An 18577-nucleotide genomic window follows, 5' to 3' on the forward strand; every position below is an offset into this window, starting at 1 on the left:
GTTCTGGGAGACAGTCAGAGTGGAATCATGACGCGGTGACCACTCGATCTGGTCGCTATTGCGGGAATCAACTAGGCAGGAACCGTGCAATAAGTCCCGGCTTCAATGCGGCATGTTTCGGGTCAGCAACGCGGTCATCCGGCGCTCCCGCCTTCTGAACGCGGCAATGGCTTGATTGAATCATTGGCCGCTAATCTCCTTCGTGTCACACATCAACGGGAAATATTCAATTGAAGCTCGGTTTTCAGAAGTGGGAATGGGACAAGAGGCCGATGCGAATCGACGTATCCGGCGATCCTGGCTTGGCCGCGCTCATGATGCGATTCACAGCAGCCGCTGCGCTGGTTTTCGCCCTTGGCTCGTACACCGCATCGGCTGTAGCCGACGCACCTTGCGACGGCGCCTACAAGAGTTGGGGTCAGGGTTGCGATGGGGGCGCCTATATCCGCCGCGACACCATCGAATGGCATTCGCCCTGGAGCGTATGCAAGGCAACCCCCTACGAAGTCATTGACAGCAAACTAGAGGGCGACCAGCGCCGAGTCGCCTACAAGCTCAAGAAGCTCAGCAAGGCTTGCCGCTACCAAATCATCGAGATCTCGGAGGGTAAGAAAGAAGGCGATTACTGGAGCATCAACGGCTACCCCACGCTGGAGGCCTACGAGAAGCGCGGCGACGACGCTTGGATCGCTGCTGGCGAAGGGCGCACTGGCGCATGGTGCCCGGTGATTCTGGAGACGCCACAGACACGCTGCAATCTCAATTTTGCGCGCAGGAATAAGTGAATGGGCGATGGTTCGTTCTGCAAAAGTTCGCGGGTATCAAGCCGCTCTCGAGCGGCGCGCCTGAAAAAGGTTGAATGTGTTCGATAGATGAGTCTGCAATGCAGCAAAAGCCCGAAGTTCCAAAATGCGACCCTTAGGGTCTGGTCTCGTGCCGAAAGCGGCTGTCGAGTCTTCGCTGAGGCGATGTTCGCGTAGTTTCGAGTTTGAGCTCGAAGCCCAGGACTTACTCGATGTCCGACCTGACAGGTGGACCATGATAGAGGTATCGGTATTTGCAGATCACCTCAGCGCCGGGGAGATTGGCGTCCTCAACTTCTAATCCTGAAGGCGTGCTGTCCAGGCGGCGGCGAGACTTCGAGATTCCGTGCACAACTTGACGAACGAGCCGCTTTATTCGGCCACCTCATCTCCATTGATGAGAAGGCGAGGCCGATCTGTCCGCTATGGTTCGATTGAGATGGAACTGCCTCCACGACTAAGCAGACAGGACACAAAGCTCAGAGCATGAAGATTCAATCCGTACAAATCAAGAACTTCCGAACCTTAAAAGACGTCACCATCCCCTTTGATTCCGTCACGACATTCATCGGCCCCAATGGCGCCGGCAAGTCAACCGTGCTTCGTGCCCTCGACTGGTACTTCAACGGAAAACCAGGATCACTGTCAGACAAAGATTGCTCCTTCGGCGCGACGGACGACGACATTGAGGTCGCGGTCACATTTGCCGACCTGAGCGAACGAGACCGGAATGAACTCGGCAAGTACGCACCGCCCGAGGTAGCAACGTTTACTGCCCGTAAGCGCCGCAGCCCAAATGCGGGCCGAGACTCTTTCTGCGAACTCGAAGAGTTATCCGCCATTCAATGCGATTCGAAGCAAGGCGTCGGCAGGCGAGAAGAAGACTGCCTACAACGAGCTGCGCACCAGTGAGCCTTCTCTCGGTCTTCAGGCCTGGACCAGCGCCGAAGCGGCGAATCAAGTGATGACCACGTGGGAAGCCGGTCACACGGACAAGCTTGAAGAAGCCCCGGAGTCGTTACAGACGAACTTCTTCGGCTTCAACAGTGGTGGCAAGATGAGTGGCCTCTTTGACTTCGTTCTGGTGACGGCCGATCTTCGTGCAAGCGAAGAGTCACTTGACGGCAAGTCAAGCATCATTGGTCGCATTCTTGAGCGGTCTATCGACCGAACTGCTGCTGATGAGGCGATCGCTGTCATCGTGGAGGAATCGCGCTCAAAGCAGCAGAAGGTCTACCAGGAGAAGTTCTCAGCGCAGCTCGAGGCCATGACGAGTCGGCTCAACGAAGTCGTCAACTCGTACTCTCCAGGTCGCGCTATCACCGTCACTCCAGCAGACGTGGAACTGAAGGCCCCTCGGACGGCATTTGAGGTGGGTGTACTCGATGGCACGACCGAGACCGCCGTAGAGCGGCAAGGACATGGGTTTCAACGAACGCTATTGATTTCAGCGCTGCAGCTTTTGGCGCAGTCTGGCGCGGCTTCTACAGAAGGGGTCATCTGCCTGGCCATCGAAGAGCCGGAACTGTTTCAGCATCCTATTCAAGCCCAGACGTTCGCCAAGGTACTCCGGTCGCTTGCCGAAGACGCGGGGAAGCGCATCCAAGTGAGCTATGCGACACACAGTCCGTACTTCATCGAAGCCCGGCACTTCGACCAAGTACGGAGGCTGACGCGCACGCTTGGCGGGAATCCTGCGGTCACAGTCCACCGCGCGACGCTTGCTGACGTGAAGCAGAGACTGGATGGGGTGCTGAGCCCTGATACAGTTGATCGTCAGCTCGATAGCGTCGTGGCAAATCAGCTCGCTGTCGCGCTCTTCGCGCATCGCGCGTTCGTGGTCGAAGGCACAACTGAGCAATCAGTCTTCTACGGCATCGGCGATCGAACCTCACTTGGTTCGCTTGAGGCCAGCGGAATCTCAATCGTGCCCGCAGGCTGCAAAGCGTCGGTCCCACTCGTGCACGCGATCCTGACCTTGATTGGGATTCCGGCCTACGCACTATTTGATTCGGACGGCGGGTTTGAAGCGCGTGCCGTGGCCAACGGAAAAACGAAAGAGAAGATCGCTGAGGAGAGGACTGGTCATGTTGCCGCGAATCGCAAGGCGCTGAGGTATTTTGGAAGGGCCGAGGAAGACTTTCCGTCCGGCGTGGTCGCCAATGAAGTCGCAATTTTTGAGGATCACCTCGAGGCGTTCCTGTCGACAACGTGGACGGAATGGGTCACGGCCTGCAAGAACATACAGGCTGCTACAGGAATCAGTCCTGCAAAGAATCAGCTCGCTTACCGAAAGGCCACGCTTGAGGCTGAAGGAGCGGTGCCAGAAATGCTCACGCAGATCGTGGCAAAAGCAATGGGTATCTAGTTATGCATGAAATCATCTGTCCACACTGTCAAACGGCCTTCAAGATCGATGAGGCGGGATACGCGGACATCCTGAAGCAGGTCCGCGACACCGACTTCGAAAAGCAGTTGCACGAGCGCCTAACGCTCGCCGAGCAGGAAAAACGCAACGCCGTTGAACTCGCTCAAACCAAACTCGCGGGAGAGTTTCGGAACGTCTCAGCATCCAAGGATGCCGAGATTCAAGAACTGAAGGGCCAGCTCAACGCCAGTGGCGTTGAGCGGGAGTTGGCGGTGGCAGCGGCCCTGAACGTCGTCGAGAAGGAGCGCGACCTCCTAGCCAACCAACTTGAGCACGCCAAGCAGGACAAGCAAGCAGCTTCAAACCTGGCCGAAGCAAAGCTTGCGAACGAACTGCAGAAGGTCACTGCGGAGAAGAACGCGGATCTGCAGAACCTGCACGCCAAACTGGATGCCGTCGAACTGACTCAGAAACTTGCCATCACCGAAGCGGTCAGTGCTGTCCAGAAGGAGCGTGACGACCTCAGGAGCAGTCTTGAGCGTGCAGAGCTTGAGAAGCAGTTGGCAGAGAAATCGCTTAAAGACAAGTACGAGACCCAGATCAAGGATCGCGATGACGCGATCGAACGTCTTCGGGACATGAAGGCGCGTTTGTCGACCAAGATGGTTGGCGAAACCTTAGAGCAGCACTGCGAGACCGAATTCAACCGCATTCGCGCAACCGCGTTCCCCAGGGCTTACTTCGAGAAAGACAACGACGCACGCACGGGCAGCAAGGGCGACTATATCTTTCGCGATATGGATGAAGCCGGAACCGAGATCGTTTCGATCATGTTCGAGATGAAGAACGAAAGCGATCGGACCACGACGAAAAGCAAGAACGAGGACTTCTTGAAGGAGCTCGACAAGGACCGTGTCGAGAAGGGATGCGAGTATGCGATTCTGGTCTCCCTGCTCGAGCCCGACAGCGAGCTCTACAACACCGGGATCGTGGATGTATTCCACCGTCACCCCAAGATGTAGGTCGTGCGCCCGCAGTTCTTTCTTCCGATCATCACGCTCCTGCGCAATGCGGCCATGAATTCGCTGAAGTACAAGTCAGAACTCGCTCTGGTCAAAGCGCAGCACATCGACATTACAAGCTTCGAGACGGAGCTTGAATCGTTCAAGACTGCGTTTGCCAAGAACTACGACCTTGCGTCCAGACGCTTTCAAACAGCAATCGACGAGATCGACAAGTCGATCGACCACCTGCAGAAAACCAAGGAAGCGTTGATCGGTGCCGATCGGAATCTCCGCCTTGCGAATGACAAGGCTCAGGATGTCACGATCAAGAAGCTGACTCGGGCCAACCCGACGATGGCGGCCAAGTTCGCCGAGCTCAGGAATGCAGATACCAGCGCTGTCGGATGAGCAGACTGCGGGCATCAAGCATCGAAGCGGCGCAGACTGACCGAACTTCTGCAACCTTAAACAGACATCCCGGAGCCGCCCTCGCGTGCGGCTCGGCACACTTACCCAGCGGTCACTATCACCCAATCTCGCGCGTCGCTTCAATCGCAGCCCTCAGCGCCCGCAGCTGACGCACCACTTCCGCATCGAGGACAGTCACCACGTCCAGAAGTTCAAGCGGCTCTATGTACAACTCCTCCCCGCCGTTCAAGCGGCAACGAGCAGACAGCAAGCTCTGCAAGCACTCGTAGGCACGCTGCGGATCGGTCAAGTTGCTGCAAGTGCCGTCGGCGACAAGCGCGGCGATCGAGACGAACTTCGGTGCCGACTCTGGATGGTCCCGTTCGGCGATCAGCTTGCGGCGCTGCTTTGCAGCGGCCATCTTGGGCTTTGCTGATTTAGAGGTTCTGTTTGAAAGCGCGAGCGCGCGTGAAGACTTGGCCATGTTGGCCTCCCTGAAGTTCCGGTTTGCAAAACCGTCGCACCCGCTTCCAAACGGGGGCGGCAGCTCGAACGGGTTGGAAGACCGGGGAACTTCTTACGAAAAAAGCCGGCAGGACTTTCGCCCTCCCGTCCGAGCCGCCAAAAACTGGGGCACGAACGAAGAAGCCGCAGGCCAAAGGCAACTGCGGCTTCCGCCGTAAAAAATTCCGTCGGGCTTCCAAACCCGGTCACGCCGTTGCCGACGCGACTTGCGCAGTATGCCAGCGCTATTGCAACTGGCACACGCGATACCAACCCCTCAAGCCAACTTGAAAGGCAACTCCCGCACCGGCTTCCCCGTAATCGCCGCCACCGCATTCGCAAACGCAGGCGCCAGCGGCGGCAACCCCGGCTCACCCATACCGGTAGGCGCATCAGCACTAGGCACGATGTGCACCGCAATCTGCGGCATATCCGTGATGCGCGGCACCACAAAGTCCCCAAAGTTGCTCTGCTGCACCACCCCATCCTTCAGCGTGATGGCCGCACCCGGCAGGCACATCGACAGCCCCATCACCGCCCCACCCTGCACTTGCGCTTCCACGCTCTTCGGGTTGACCACCAGATTGCAGTGCACGCCCGCCGTCACGCTGTGCAGCGTGGGCGTGCCGTCCTTCACCGAGGCTTCGACGACATACGCCACCACCGAGTTGAAAGACTCGTGCACCGCCACGCCCCAGGCCCGCCCCGTCGCGAGCGTCTTCTTGCCGTAGCCGGACTTGTCCACCGCCAGTTGCAGCGCCGCCTTGTGGCGCGGGTGCTGGTCGCCGATGAGCTTCATGCGGTACGCGACCGGGTCCTGCCTGGTGGTGCGGGCGATCTCGTCGAGCAGCGTTTCCATGACGAACGCCGTGTGGGTCGAGCCCACGCTGCGCCACCACAACACCGGCACGTTGAGCTTGGGGTGATGCACCGTGAGCCGCATCGGGACGTCGTAGGGCTCCTTCATGCCTTCGACGGCCGTGGCGTCGATGCCGTCCTTGACCATCATCGGCTCGAACATGCTGCCCATCAGCAGCGACTGGCCGACGATGACGTGGTCCCAGCCGGTGACCTTGCCCTGCGCGTCGAAACCGATCTTCGCGGTGTGAAGGTGCATCGGGCGGTAGTAGCCGCCCTTGATGTCGTCCTCGCGGCTCCACAGCGTGCGGATCGGCGCATGGACCCCCGCCGCCTGCGCGGCCTTGACGACGCCGCAGGCCTCGGCCACGTAGTCGCTGGTCAGCAGGCCGCGACGGCCGAAGCCGCCGCCCGCCATCTGCACGTGGACCTTGACGTTCTCGGGCGGCACGCCTAGCACCTTGGCGGCCGCCATGCCGTCGATGCCCGGCATCTGCGTGCCCGTCCACACTTCCGCCTTGCCTCCCGCGAGGCTCACGGTGCAGTTGAGCGGCTCCATCGGTGCGTGCGCGAGGTAGGGGAAGACGAACTCGGCTTCGATCTTGTGCGGCGCGTTGGCGAGCTTCGAGACGTCGGCGTCGTACTTGCGCTTGCCCGGCTTCGTCGCGAGTTCGCGGTATTGCGCAAGCTGCTTCTCGCTGTCGACCTTCTCGACGGCGTTGGTGTCCCATTCGAGCTTGAGCGCATCGCGGCCCTGCTTGGCGGCCCAGTAGCCGTCGGCGACCACGGCCACGCCTTCGGCACCGCGGTCCAGCGGCACGCGCAGCACGGCCTTGACGCCCTTGATCGCCTTCGCGGCGCTGTCGTCCACCGACTTGAGCTTGGCGCCGAACACCGGCGGATGCGACACGACAGCGGTCAGCATGCCGGGCAGGCGCATGTCGATGCCGTAGTCCTGGTGGCCGCTGGACTTGGCCTGCGCGTCGAGGCGGCCGGTGGGCTTGCCGATGAGGCGGAAGTCCTTCGGCTCCTTGAGCTTGACGGTTTCGGGCACCGGCAGCTTCATCGCCGCTTCGGCCAGTTCGCCGTAGCCGAGTTGCTTGCCGCCGGGGCCGATGACAACGCCATTGCGCGTCTGCAGCGTCGCGGCATCCACCTTCCACTGTGCCGCGGCCGCGCTGACCAGCATCGCGCGGGTGCGGGCGCCGAGTTCGCGGTATTGGGTGTACGAGTTCTTGATGGAGCCCGAGCCGCCCGTGATGTGCATGCCGAAGGCGGGATCGACGTAGGCCGGGTCGTTGGTGCCGTGAACGCTCTTGACCTTGGACCAGTCGGCGTCGAGTTCTTCCGCCAGGATCATCGGCAACCCGGTCTGCACGCCCTGCCCGAAGTCGAGCCGGTTGATGGTGATGGTGGTCGTGCCGTCGCGGTCGATGCGCACGAAGGCCGCGGGCTGCTGCAGCGGCTTCAGGCCGGCCGGCTTGGCGGCCGCCGCGCTCGTGTCCTGCGCGAGCGCGCCCATCGGGAAGACGCCGAGCGCGAAGCCGCTCACCGCCGTGAGCTTCAGGAAGCTGCGGCGAGGCAGGCCGGCGGGTTCGGTGGAGTCCTCCTGGCGCGTCATCAGCGCGCGGAGGTTGGCGGGCAGTTCGAAGGTGGCTTGATCGAAATTCATGGTGATCTCCTTCTTCAAGCCAGCGTCTTGGCGGCGTCGGCGACCGCTGCGCGGATGCGCGCGTAGGTGCCGCAGCGGCAGATGTTGCCGGCCATGGCCGAATCGATCTCGGCCTCGCTGGGCAGCTTGCCGGGCGCGACCGTCTTCAGGAAGGCGGTGGCCGACATGATCTGGCCGCTCTGGCAGTAGCCGCACTGCGCCACGTCATGCTTGACCCACGCGTCGTGCACGGCCTTGCCGACCTTGTCGCCGCCATCGGTGACTGCTTCGATGGTGGTGATCTTCTGGCCGGCTGCGGCGGAGATAGGCGTCACGCACGAGCGGATCGCCTGGCCGTTGAGGTGCACGGTGCAGGCGCCGCACAGCGCCGCGCCGCAGCCGAACTTGGTGCCGGTCATGCCGAGCGTGTCGCGCAGGGCCCAGAGGATGGGGGTGGAAGGGTCGGCATCGACTTGCCGGTCCTTGCCGTTGATGTGGAGGGTGGTCATGGTGGGGTTTCCTCTTCTTCGGTGAATATTGGTTCGGCCAAACAATAGACCTGTGCCAGGGTCAGGTCAAGTGGCTCAGGCCTTGATGCCGTCCCAGCAGAGCCCGAAGGCCATTGCCAGGTTCTCGTCCGTGCGGGCCAGCGCGCCGGAGCGAAGCAGGTTGGCGGTCTCTCGCACGGAGCCGCCGAAGCTGTTGATCAGCAGGACGGTGGGCACGTCCTTCAGGATCTGGTGCGCCTTGGCCGACTCGATCAGGTCGACCCAGTCCTTGATGAGCCGGGCGAAGAGATTGCGGCTCTCTTCGCTGAACCAGGGCGAGTTGTAGTACTGCTCCAGGAACACGACCTGCGCGTAGTGCGTCAGGCGGTGTTCGAGCCAGTTCATCCACATGTGCCGGAATCGGCTGCGAAACGGGGCCTTGGGGTCGTCGCCGTGCATGAGGCTGGCGGTGGTCGTGGTCTTGGCCTGCTCGTAAAGCGCGACCATCAACTCTTCCTTCGACTTGAAGTAGACGTACAGCGTGCCCGTGGCCAGGCCAGCCTCGCGCGCGATGGCGGCCATGGTCAGGCCGCTCAGGCCGGTCTGCTCGACCAGCGTGAACGTGGCCTCGGCGATGGCGCGGAGCTTTTCGTCGTCCTTGGGTTTCACGGGCGCGATCTTAGTGCCTGTCGGCCTTTTGGTGAACAAAAATTCACTGAAACTGACACTTGTCTACGAACACGGGCGATTGTTCGGTTTTTCCGGAAGCCAATATCGGTATTCGACGTCTACCGCGAACGACTGCCGGTCTCCATACTGACTGCATCTGATCAATTCGATCAGCAACCAAGGATCGAATCGTGAACCGTCTCGAAGGAAAAGTAGCTCTCATCACCGGCGCCAGCGCCGGCATCGGCCATGCCACCGCGAAGCTCTTCGCGGCGGAAGGCGCCAAGCTGGTCGTCGGCGCGCGCCGGGCGGCCGAGCTGGAAAAACTCGTCGCAGAGATTCGCGCCGCCGGTGGCCATGCGGTCGCACTCGCAGGCGACGTGCGCTCCGAAGACTATGCGCGCGCCCTCGTCGCGCTGGCCGTGTCGACCTACGGCCGCCTCGACATCGCCTTCAACAACGCGGGCACCCTGGGCGAAGGCGGCCCTACCACCGGCGTCTCGGAAGCCGGCTGGACCGACACCCTGGCGATCAACCTGACCGGCGCCTTCCTCGGCGCCAAGCACCAGGTCGCACAGATGCTGGAGAACGGCGGCGGCTCGGTCATCTTCACGTCCACCTTCGTCGGCCACACCTTCGCGTTTCCGGGCGTGGCGGCCTACGCGGCGAGCAAGGCGGGGCTCATCGGCCTCACCCAGGCGCTCGCAGCCGAATACGGGCCGCAAAAGGTGCGCGTGAATGCGATCCTGCCGGGCGCCGTCGATACTGACATGTACCGCAGCATGAACAACACCAAGGAGTCGCAGTCCTTCGTCACGAACCTCCATGCGCTCAAGCGCGTGGCGACGCCGGAGGAACTGGCTCGCTCCGTGCTGTATCTCGCCTCGGACGACTCGGCGTTCGTCACCGGCACGGCGTCGCTGGTCGACGGCGGCGCATCCATCACCCGCACCTGATCAGGCATGTGAAGCTGGACGGCTTGGCCACCTTCGTGGCGGTCGCGGAGTCGGGCTCCATCAGCGAGGCGTCGCGGCGACTGAATCTCTCCAAGTCAGTCGTCAGCGAGCGCCTTGCCGATCTGGAGAAGGAACTGGGCGTTCGCCTGCTGCACCGCTCGACGCGCAAGCTCACGCTCACCGAAGACGGCGCCACCTTTCTGGCGCGGGCGTCGGCCATCATGCGGGACGTCGAGGAGGCTGCCACCGAGCTGGCGCAGCGGCGCGGCACGCTGGTCGGGCCGCTGCGGATTTCCGCGCCGGTCACCTTTGGGCGCATGCACCTGGGTCCGGCGCTGTATCCGTTCATCGCGGCCCATGCCGGGATCGAGCTGACGCTCGAACTCGATGATCGGCGCATCGATGCCGCATCGGAAGGCTACGACGGCGTGGTCCGGAACGGACCGCTTGTCGATTCGCGTCTGGTCGCGTGGACGCTGGCCCGCAGCCGCCGGGCGCTCGTCGCCTCGCCGGACTACATCGAGCAGCATGGCCGACCCTCCAGCGTGGAGGATTTGCAGCGCCACCGGGGCGTGTTCTATACGAACCGTGGCGTGGCCGACTGGCAGTTCCGACGCGATGGCGAGCTTGTGTCTGTGCGCGCATCGCGGGCCCTGCGAGTGAACAACGGCGACATGATGCGGGACGCCTGCGAGGCGGGACTGGGCATCGCGCTGCTGCCTACGTTCATCGTCGGCGAGTCCTTGCGCGCCGGACGGCTGCTTGCCATCGACATCGGTCTTCCCTCGGAGGAGGAGTTCCTGTACGTGGCCCATCCGGAAGGCCGGTCGCCTTCGGCGAAGCTGCGGGCGATGACCGATGCGCTCAAGGCCGCGTTCGGCGACCCGCCCTACTGGGATGCGGGCCTGTGACGCACGGCTAGCCGGCGACTATTGCATCTGCCTCACGATATCCAGGGCTTCCTCGATCCGCTCCACCGCATGGATCGTCAGCCCCTCGATCTCCTTCGTGCCTTTGCGCGGCGCGTTGGCCTTGGGTACCACCGCCACGCTGAAACCCAGCTTGGCCGCCTCCCGCAAACGCTCCTGCCCGCGCGGCGCGGGCCGCACCTCACCGGCCAGCCCCACTTCGCCAAACGCGATAAAGCCCTTTGGCAGCGGCTTGCCGCGCAGGCTCGACGTGATCGACAGCATCACCGCGAGGTCGGCAGCGGGCTCGCTGATGCGCACCCCGCCCACCGCGTTCACGAAAACGTCCTGGTCCATGCAGGCCACGCCGGCATGCCGGTGCAGCACCGCCAGCAGCATCGCGAGACGATCCCGGTCCAGGCCCACTGACAGGCGCCGCGGGCTGGGCCCGCCGTTGTCGACCAGCGCCTGGATCTCGACCAGCATCGGCCGCGTGCCTTCCAGCGTGACCAGCACCACGCTGCCGGGCACCGGCTCGGCGTGCTGGCTCAGGAAGATCGCGCTCGGGTTCGCGACGCCCTTAAGCCCGCGCTCGGTCATCGCGAAGACGCCGATCTCGTTGACCGCGCCGAAGCGGTTCTTGATGGCCCGCACGAGGCGGAAGCTCGAATGCGTGTCACCCTCGAAGTACAGCACCGTGTCGACCATGTGCTCCAGCACGCGCGGGCCGGCCAGGGCGCCCTCCTTGGTGACGTGGCCGACCAGCACGATGGCGGTGCCGCTGGCCTTGGCGAAGCGCGTCAGGTGGGCGGCGCACTCGCGCACCTGGGCCACCGAGCCGGGGGCGGACGTGAGCTGGTCGGAGTACACGGTCTGGATCGAGTCGATGACCGCGATGGCCGGGCGGTGGGCGTCCAGCGTGGCAATGATTTTTTCCAGCTGAATCTCGGCCAGCACCTGCACCTGCGAATGGTCCAGGCCGAGCCGGCGCGAGCGCAGCGCGACCTGCGCGCCGCTTTCCTCGCCCGTGACATAGAGCGAGTTGCGGCCGGCGCGCTGCAGCGCATCCACCGCCTGCAGCAGCAGGGTCGACTTGCCGATGCCCGGGTCGCCGCCGATCAGCGTCACGCCGCCGTCGACGATGCCGCCACCGAGCACGCGGTCGAGCTCGTCGATGCCGGTGGGCGTGCGCGCGATGTCGGTGGCCTCGATTTCTGACAGCGTCGCCAGTTCGGCCGAGCCGGCGAGCGAGGCGAACTGGGTGCCGAAGCGGTTGTTGGCTGCGCCGCCTGCGGGGCCGGCGACCTGTTCGATCAATGTGTTCCAGGCGCCGCAGCTCGGGCATTTGCCCAGCCACTTGGGGCTGGTGCCGCCGCATTCGCTGCAGACGTAAAGCGTTTTCTCTTTGGGCATGACGTCGAGTGTAGGCAGCGCGGGCTACGTCCGAGCGCGCAGTGCTGGCGGACTCACGTCAGCGCACGCTTCAAGGCCCGAACGCGCTGCCACACCAGCGCCGGCGCATCAGCCATGCCCATGACTTGCATGCAGCGTTCAAGCCATCCGGAGCGTTCGCCCATTCGGTCGATGGCGCGCCGAAGATCGCGGCGGACGGAGTCTCCGTAGGCGCCCTCGGCCTTGCCGACCGCCAGGCGCAACAGCGGCAGCGCGGGCTTCATCATCGCAAGGTCGATCAGGTCGCGGCTGAACACGCCGTCATCGGCCCAGCGGTCCGAGTTGGCGAGCAGCTTGCTCGCTGCCATGTCCAGCGACGTGAGGGTGGGCACGCCACACAGTTCGTCGACCTTGCCGGGCGGTTCCAGTGCGATGCGGGCCTCAAACACGATCTCGAACTTGATCGGCTGGTCATCGATCTGCAGGCGGGTGCGGATGCCGTACTGGTCGGCGCGCCACTCGCCGGCCTGGACCTCTTCGGCACCATTGCGCAGAATGACCCTCCACCCGTCGACACCGGTCATGGTTTGCCGGAGCTCGCGGTACGCCGCCAGGTCCGACACCAGAAAATCGATGTCCAGCGATTCGCGGTACTCGCCGAAGCGAAGGGCCATTGCAGTGCCGCCACCGAACAGGCAAGCTCGTTGACGCAGCAGTTGTCCATCGAGCGCCCGGAGCACCCTCGCTATGCGGCGATGGTGCGGCCGCTCAAACAACGGGATCACTCCCGAGCGCGAGCCGTAGGGCGTCGACGAGATCCTTCTCGGCCTCCGACAGCGCCGCGGGATCGAGGTGCCGCCAGTTGCGCTCATAGATGCCCAAGGCTTCGCGCGGCGTCAGTTCCTGCGGGCCATGGACCTGCCAGGCAAGTTGCTTGAGCCAGGGGTAGTCGGCAATGCGGATTCGTGCGGGAAGCCAGCCTGCGCGAGGTGCTCCGACAGACTCCTGCGGCAACCCAACCACTAGTTGAAGGCCGAGTGCTGCCAGCACCCTCAGGTACGCGCCCATAGTGACAGCAGGCTCGCCCTTTTCGATGCGGTGGAGGGTGACGCGCGAGATGCCGGCCGCCTCAGCCGCGGTGACCGCGCTGACACCCAGATGCTTGCGGCGGGCACGCACGGCAGCAGCAAGCGCGGCCAGCGTCGCAGCGGATTGGTCGGTGAGGTTCGGGCCAGACGCTGGCATAAGTGTTTCTCATTCTGTACAAAACGGCCAATTTGTCAAGAATGAGAAACACTTTTCAAGGTCAACCCATCGCCAAAGGGTTAACCCGAAGGCCTGCCCTTGACCAATCATTTAACATGTTAAATAAATCGAGGCCCCATGAGCACGCCCTTTACCCACCGCAATTTGCCCCGCCTGCTGCTGCAGGCCCGCGAGGCCGTGATGGGCCACACACGGCCCAGCCTGCGCGAGCATGCGTTGTCGGACCAGCAGTGGCGCGTGCTGCGCGTGCTCGGCGAACACGGCGCGGTCGAGACCGGCCGCGTGGCGCGCGAGGCCTTCATCCTCGGCCCCAGCCTCACCGGCGTGCTCGCGCGCATGGAGCGCGACGAACTCATCACGCGCAGCCGAGACCCGGAGGACCAGCGTCGCACCGTGGTCGAAGCCACTGCGCACGGCCGCAAGCTGGTGAAGAAGCTGTCGACCAGCATCGAGGCGCACTACGCCTGGATGGAAGAAGCGATGGGCAAGGAAAAGCTCTCTCAGCTCTATCAACTGCTGGACGAACTCATCGCACTGGAGCAACCACAACCATGAGCTACACCCCCACAGGCACCGTCTACGGCGTGCTGCTGAACTTCCGCGCGGAAGTCGAGGCACTCGCGCCGCAGATGACCCAGCCGCCCTACAAGGCGCCGCCGAAGGCGCCGGTGCTCTTCGTCAAGACCGCCAACACCTGGAGCCCGCACGGCAGCGCGATCACCGTGCCGGCAAACGTCGATGCCGTCGAGGTCGGCGCCACCATCGCCATGGTGATCGGCGCCGACAACGACGTCGAAGGCTTCGTGCTGATGAACGACCTGTCGATCCCGCATGCGAGCTTCTTCCGGCCGCCGGTCAAGTTCAAGTGCGTCGATGGCTTCCTGGGCATCGGCCCGGCCATGCGCGATGCGCAGGAGGTGGCCGACCCGGCGCAGTTCAAGCTCGAAGTTCGCATCAACGGCGAACTGAAGCAGTCGGTCGATTTCTCGCAGACGGTGCGCAGCGCCTCGCAGCTTCTGGCCGATGTCGGCGACTTCATGACGCTCGCGCACGGCGAGGTGCTGATGCTCGGCTGCGACGCAGGCCGCCCGCTGGCGCGCCCCGGCGACCGCATCGAGATCAGCTCGCCGGGCTTCGAGACGCTGGTCAACACGCTGGTGAAGGAGCAAGCATGAAGCACGCGCGCATCCTGTTCGAAGGCGCGGTGCATGACGCCGTGGAGGACGAGGGCCGGCTGCGGCTGTCCGATGGCCGCTTGCTGGCGCCCGACGTCGTGACATGGCTGCCGCCGCTGGCGCCGGTGGCGCGCCCGCGCACCATCCTCGCGTTGGGCCTCAACTACGCCGACCATGCCAAGGAGCTTGAGTTCAAGGCGCCTGAGGAGCCGTTGGTGTTCGTCAAGGGCGAGAGCACGCTGACCGGCCACCGCCAGCTCACGCGCCGTCCTGCAGACGTGCAGTTCATGCACTACGAATGCGAGCTGGTGATCGTCGTCGGCAAGACCGCACGCAAGGTGAAGCGCGACGACGCCTACGACTTCATCGGCGGCTACACGGTCGCCAACGATTACGCGATCCGCGACTACCTGGAGAACTGGTATCGCCCCAACCTGCGCGTGAAGAACCGCGACACCTGCACGCCGATCGGTCCCTGGCTGGTGGATGCCAAGGACGTTGCCGACCCGATGGCCCTGGCGCTCAGCACCACGGTCAACGGCAAGGTCACGCAGTCGGGCAACACGAAGGACATGATCTTCGACGCGCCCTTTCTCATCGAGTACTTCAGCAGCTTCATGACGTTGTCGCCCGGCGACGTCATCCTGACGGGCACGCCGGACGGCGTGGTCGACTGTCGCCCCGGCGACGTCATCGTGACCGAGATCGCGCAGATCGGCGCGCTGGTCAACACCATTGCCGCGGGTTGAGCGCCTGCGGTTTTTTCAACCGGAGAAGGGAGACAACATGAAAAGAATATTCAGGCTTGCGACCGCGATGGTTGCATTGACGGCATCGGCAGTGGCGATGGACGCCGCTGCGCAAAGCTACCCGGCCAAGCCGGTGCGATGGGTGGTCGGCTACCCGGCCGGCGGCGGCACCGACTTCCTGGCGCGCACGGCGGGCACGCAGTTGTCGCAACTGATCGGCCAACCCGTGCTGGTCGACAACCGGCCCGGGGCGGCGGCCATCATCGCGTCCGAGAACGTGTCGCGTTCGCCGGGCGATGGCTACACGGTGTTCTCGGCCGACAACGGCGTGCTGGTCTACAACCCGGTGCTCTACAAGAAGCTGCCCTACGACGCCGAGAAGGACTTCGTCGCGCTCGGCATGATGGGGCGCTCGCCCCTGATCATCACGGCGGCACCCGGCGCGGGCTTCGCCGATGCCAAGGCGCTGATCGCCGCGCTCAAGAAAGACCCGGGCAAGTACAGCATCGCCACGCCGGGCGCCGGCAGTCCGCACCACCTGGCGCTGGAGCTCTTCCAGCGCGAGGCCGGGGTGTCGCTGCTGCACGTGCCCTACAAGGGCGGCGCCCCGGCGCTGCAGGATCTGATGGGTGGCCAGGTGCCGCTGATGATGCTCGACCTGCCCAGCGGCATCAGCGCCGTGAAGGCGGGCAAGGTGGTGCCGCTGCTCGCGATGTCGGGCGAGCGCGTGCCGCAACTGCCGCAGGTGCCGACCGCCAAGGAGCTTGGGCTTGCGGCCGTCGAGGCCTACACGTGGCAAGGGCTGGTGGCGCCGGCGGCGACATCGAAGGACATTCAAGTGAAGCTCGGCACGGATCTGCTGAAAGCCATGAACGACCCCACGGTGCGCCAGAAGCTGTTCGACGCCGGTTGGGAAGCCCGCCCGACCGACGCCGCCGAAATGAACAGCTATGTGCAGTCGGAGCGCAAGAAATGGCATGCGCTGATCGCCTCGCGCGAGATCCGGCTCGACTGAATCCGAAGGAACAACCCATGCAGATCGATCACCTCATCAACGGCAAGCCGGTCGCCGGCCGCGACTACTTCCAGACCGTGAACCCCGCCACGCAGGAAGTGCTGGCCGAAGTCGCCTCGGGCGGCGAGGCCGAAGTGAACGCGGCCGTCGCCGCCGCGAAGGAAGCCTTTCCGAAATGGGCCGGCATGCCCGCGCCCGAACGCGCGAAGCTGATCCGCAAGCTCGGCGACCTGATCGCCAAGAACGTGCCCGAGATCGCGCAGACCGAAACCAACGACTGCGGCCAGGTCATCGCGCAGACCGGCAAGCAACTGGTGCCGCGCGCGGCGGACAACTTCTATTACTTCGCGGAGATGTGCACCCGCGTGGACGGCCACACCTACCCGACGCCCACCCACCTGAACTACACGCTGTTCCATCCGGTCGGCGTGTGCGCGCTGATCTCGCCATGGAACGTGCCTTTCATGACGGCGACGTGGAAGGTCGCGCCCTGCCTCGCCTTCGGCAACACGGCGGTGCTCAAGATGAGCGAACTGTCTCCGCTCACCGCTGCGCGCCTGGGCGAGCTGGCGCTCGAAGCGGGCATTCCGCCGGGCGTGCTGAACCTCGTCCACGGGTACGGCAAGGAGGCCGGCGAGCCTCTGGTGGCGCACCCCGATGTGCGGGCGATCTCCTTCACCGGATCGACAGCGACGGGCAACCGCATTGTCAAGAGCGCGGGCCTCAAGAAGTTCAGCATGGAGTTGGGCGGCAAGAGCCCCTTCGTGATCTTCGACGACGCCGACCTCGACCGCGCGCTGGATGCCGCCGTGTTCATGATCTTCAGCAACAACGGCGAGCGCTGCACGGCTGGCTCGCGCATCCTGGTGCAGCAGTCGATCTATGCCGACTTCGCGGCGAAGTTCGCCGAGCGCGCCAGGCGCATCACGGTCGGCGATCCGCTGGACGAGAAGACGATCGTGGGGCCGATGATTTCGCAGGCCCACCTCGCCAAGGTGCGCAGCTACATCGAGCTGGGCCCGAAGGAAGGCGCCACGCTGCTGTGCGGTGGCCTCGGTGCGCCCGAGTTGCCGGGCCGCGTGAAGAAGGGCAACTACGTGATGCCCACCGTCTTCGCCGATGTCGACAACCGCATGAAGATCGCGCAGGACGAGATCTTCGGCCCGGTCGCCTGCCTGATCCCCTTCAAGGACGAGGCGGATGCGATCCGGCTCGCGAACGACATCCAATATGGCCTGTCGAGCTACGTGTGGACCGAGAACATCGGCAAGGCCCATCGCGTGGCGGCGGCGGTCGAGGCCGGCATGTGCTTCGTCAACAGCCAGAACGTGCGCGACTTGCGCCAGCCCTTCGGCGGCACCAAGGCCTCGGGCACGGGGCGCGAAGGCGGCACCTGGAGCTACGAAGTCTTCTGCGAGCCGAAGAACGTCGCGGTCTCGTTGGGCAGCCATCACATTCCGCACTGGGGAGTCTGAGATGGGAAAGCTTGCACTCGCAGCCAAGATCACGCACGTGCCGTCGATGTACCTGTCGGAGTTTCCCGGCCCGAACTTCGGCTGCCGCGATGCCGCGATCAACGGCCACAAGGAGATCGACCGCCGCTGCCGCGCGCTCGGTGTCGACACCGTCGTGGTCTTCGACGTCCACTGGCAGGTGAACAGCGAATACCACATCAACTGCGGCCCGAAGTTCGAGGGCATCTACACCAGCAACGAGCTGCCGCATTTCATCAAGAACATGCCCTACGCGTACCCGGGCAACCCGACGCTCGGCCACCTGATCGGCGACATGGCCAACGAGATGGGCGTGAAGAGTCGCGCCCACAGCGACACCACGCTCGACCTGGAGTACGGCACGCTGGTGCCGATGCGCTACATGAATGCGGACCAGCACTACAAGGTGATCAGCATCAGCGGCTGGTGCGACTGGCACGACCTTCACGAGTCGGGCCGCTTCGGCCTGGCGGTGCGCCGCGCCATCGAGGAGCGCTACGACGGCACGGTGGCGGTGTTCGCGAGCGGATCGCTCTCGCACCACTTCGCGGACAACGGACGCGGGCCGGAGTTCATGCACAAGGTGTACGACCCCTTCCTGGAACAAGTCGACCATCGCGTGGTCGAGCTCTGGAAAGCCGGCGACTGGAAGACCTTCATCGGCATGCTGCCGATGTACGCCGACAAGTGCTGGGGCGAGGGCGACATGCACGACACCGCGATGCTGCTCGGCCTGATGGGCTGGGACCGCTACGAGGCGCCGGCGGAGATCGTGACGCCCTACTTCGGCAGTTCGGGCACGGGGCAGATCAATGCGATCTTTCCGGTCACCCCGCTGCCAGCGACAGCCACCCCGGCCTGAGGAGCGCG

At 63.9% G+C, this 18577-nt stretch carries 16 protein-coding genes and 2 pseudogenes; 11 read left to right on the forward strand and 7 right to left on the reverse strand.

Annotated features, from left to right (window positions below):
• Nucleotides 1-230: 230 nt before the first annotated feature.
• The 3 genes and pseudogenes from QTH90_RS24775 (at nucleotide 231) to QTH90_RS24790 (ending at nucleotide 4583) form a co-directional block, all read left to right on the forward strand.
• A complete protein-coding gene (locus tag QTH90_RS24775) occupies nucleotides 231-785 on the forward strand; it encodes a hypothetical protein (RefSeq protein WP_286667214.1) in 555 nt (184 codons plus the stop codon).
• A gap of 504 nt (nucleotides 786-1289) precedes the next feature.
• Nucleotides 1290-3171 (forward strand): annotated as a pseudogene (locus tag QTH90_RS24785) (ATP-dependent nuclease).
• A gap of 2 nt (nucleotides 3172-3173) precedes the next feature.
• Nucleotides 3174-4583: pseudogene (locus QTH90_RS24790) on the forward strand (DUF2130 domain-containing protein).
• Between the two features lie 118 nt (nucleotides 4584-4701).
• Here the strand turns inward: QTH90_RS24790 and QTH90_RS24795 are convergent.
• The 4 genes from QTH90_RS24795 to QTH90_RS24810 all read right to left on the reverse strand — a co-directional run bounded on the left by QTH90_RS24795 (nucleotide 4702) and on the right by QTH90_RS24810 (nucleotide 8753).
• Nucleotides 4702-5067, reverse strand: a complete 366-nt coding sequence (locus QTH90_RS24795) for a hypothetical protein (protein WP_286667217.1) — start codon at nucleotides 5065-5067, stop codon at nucleotides 4702-4704.
• Between the two features lie 297 nt (nucleotides 5068-5364).
• Nucleotides 5365-7566 carry a xanthine dehydrogenase family protein molybdopterin-binding subunit gene (locus QTH90_RS24800; RefSeq protein ID WP_444814757.1) on the reverse strand — a complete coding sequence of 734 codons (2202 nt, stop codon included), beginning with the start codon at nucleotides 7564-7566 and terminating at the stop codon, nucleotides 5365-5367.
• Nucleotides 7567-7631: 65 nt separating this feature from the next.
• On the reverse strand, nucleotides 7632-8105 hold the full coding sequence (locus QTH90_RS24805) for a (2Fe-2S)-binding protein (RefSeq protein WP_286570257.1): 474 nt from the start codon (nucleotides 8103-8105) through the stop codon (nucleotides 7632-7634).
• A 75-nt stretch (nucleotides 8106-8180) separates the two neighbouring features.
• Nucleotides 8181-8753, reverse strand: a complete 573-nt coding sequence (locus tag QTH90_RS24810; protein ID WP_286667219.1) for a TetR/AcrR family transcriptional regulator — start codon at nucleotides 8751-8753, stop codon at nucleotides 8181-8183.
• 191 nt (nucleotides 8754-8944) lie between these two features.
• Between QTH90_RS24810 and QTH90_RS24815 the strand changes: the two genes are divergently transcribed.
• Together QTH90_RS24815 and QTH90_RS24820 are read left to right on the forward strand one after the other, a co-directional pair.
• Nucleotides 8945-9709, forward strand: a complete 765-nt coding sequence (locus tag QTH90_RS24815) for an SDR family oxidoreductase (protein ID WP_286667220.1) — start codon at nucleotides 8945-8947, stop codon at nucleotides 9707-9709.
• An 8-nt stretch (nucleotides 9710-9717) separates the two neighbouring features.
• Complete coding sequence (locus QTH90_RS24820; protein ID WP_286667221.1) at nucleotides 9718-10620, forward strand: LysR family transcriptional regulator; 903 nt, start codon at nucleotides 9718-9720, stop codon at nucleotides 10618-10620.
• Between the two features lie 18 nt (nucleotides 10621-10638).
• Here the strand turns inward: QTH90_RS24820 and radA are convergent, their stop codons facing one another.
• The 3 genes from radA to QTH90_RS24835 are packed head-to-tail and all read right to left on the reverse strand — an operon-like array spanning nucleotide 10639 to nucleotide 13254.
• The gene (gene radA, locus QTH90_RS24825) at nucleotides 10639-12030 is read right to left on the reverse strand and encodes a DNA repair protein RadA (RefSeq protein ID WP_286667222.1); all 1392 of its coding nucleotides are present in this window, start codon (nucleotides 12028-12030) and stop codon (nucleotides 10639-10641) included.
• A 53-nt stretch (nucleotides 12031-12083) separates the two neighbouring features.
• Nucleotides 12084-12794, reverse strand: coding sequence for a nucleotidyl transferase AbiEii/AbiGii toxin family protein (locus QTH90_RS24830; protein WP_286667223.1), 711 nt, complete (start codon nucleotides 12792-12794; stop codon nucleotides 12084-12086).
• Nucleotides 12778-13254 (reverse strand): helix-turn-helix domain-containing protein, encoded by a 477-nt coding sequence (locus QTH90_RS24835; protein ID WP_286667224.1) that lies wholly within the window; start codon nucleotides 13252-13254, stop codon nucleotides 12778-12780. The genes QTH90_RS24830 and QTH90_RS24835 overlap by 17 nt, the downstream gene beginning before the upstream one ends.
• Before the next feature lie 138 nt (nucleotides 13255-13392).
• Here QTH90_RS24835 and hpaR point away from each other — a divergent pair, with 138 nt between their 5' ends.
• The 6 genes from hpaR to hpaD are packed head-to-tail and all read left to right on the forward strand — an operon-like array spanning nucleotide 13393 to nucleotide 18569.
• Nucleotides 13393-13830, forward strand: coding sequence for a homoprotocatechuate degradation operon regulator HpaR (gene hpaR / locus QTH90_RS24840; RefSeq protein WP_286667225.1), 438 nt, complete (start codon nucleotides 13393-13395; stop codon nucleotides 13828-13830).
• Nucleotides 13827-14450: a fumarylacetoacetate hydrolase family protein gene (locus tag QTH90_RS24845; RefSeq protein ID WP_286667226.1), complete on the forward strand. Its 624-nt coding sequence runs from the start codon at nucleotides 13827-13829 to the stop codon at nucleotides 14448-14450. The genes hpaR and QTH90_RS24845 overlap by 4 nt, the downstream gene beginning before the upstream one ends.
• Nucleotides 14447-15199: a fumarylacetoacetate hydrolase family protein gene (locus tag QTH90_RS24850; protein WP_286667227.1), complete on the forward strand. Its 753-nt coding sequence runs from the start codon at nucleotides 14447-14449 to the stop codon at nucleotides 15197-15199. Before QTH90_RS24845 ends, QTH90_RS24850 begins: the two co-directional genes overlap by 4 nt.
• A 37-nt stretch (nucleotides 15200-15236) precedes the next feature.
• Nucleotides 15237-16214 carry a Bug family tripartite tricarboxylate transporter substrate binding protein gene (locus QTH90_RS24855; RefSeq protein ID WP_286667228.1) on the forward strand — a complete coding sequence of 326 codons (978 nt, stop codon included), beginning with the start codon at nucleotides 15237-15239 and terminating at the stop codon, nucleotides 16212-16214.
• A 17-nt stretch (nucleotides 16215-16231) separates the two neighbouring features.
• Nucleotides 16232-17689, forward strand: a complete 1458-nt coding sequence (gene hpaE / locus QTH90_RS24860; protein ID WP_286667229.1) for a 5-carboxymethyl-2-hydroxymuconate semialdehyde dehydrogenase — start codon at nucleotides 16232-16234, stop codon at nucleotides 17687-17689.
• Between the two features lies 1 nt (nucleotide 17690).
• Nucleotides 17691-18569, forward strand: a complete 879-nt coding sequence (hpaD, locus tag QTH90_RS24865) for a 3,4-dihydroxyphenylacetate 2,3-dioxygenase (protein ID WP_286667230.1) — start codon at nucleotides 17691-17693, stop codon at nucleotides 18567-18569.
• The last annotated feature ends 8 nt before the right edge of the window (nucleotides 18570-18577 follow it).

The sequence above is a fragment of the Variovorax flavidus genome (assembly GCF_030317145.1).
Taxonomy (GTDB): domain Bacteria; phylum Pseudomonadota; class Gammaproteobacteria; order Burkholderiales; family Burkholderiaceae_C; genus Variovorax; species Variovorax flavidus.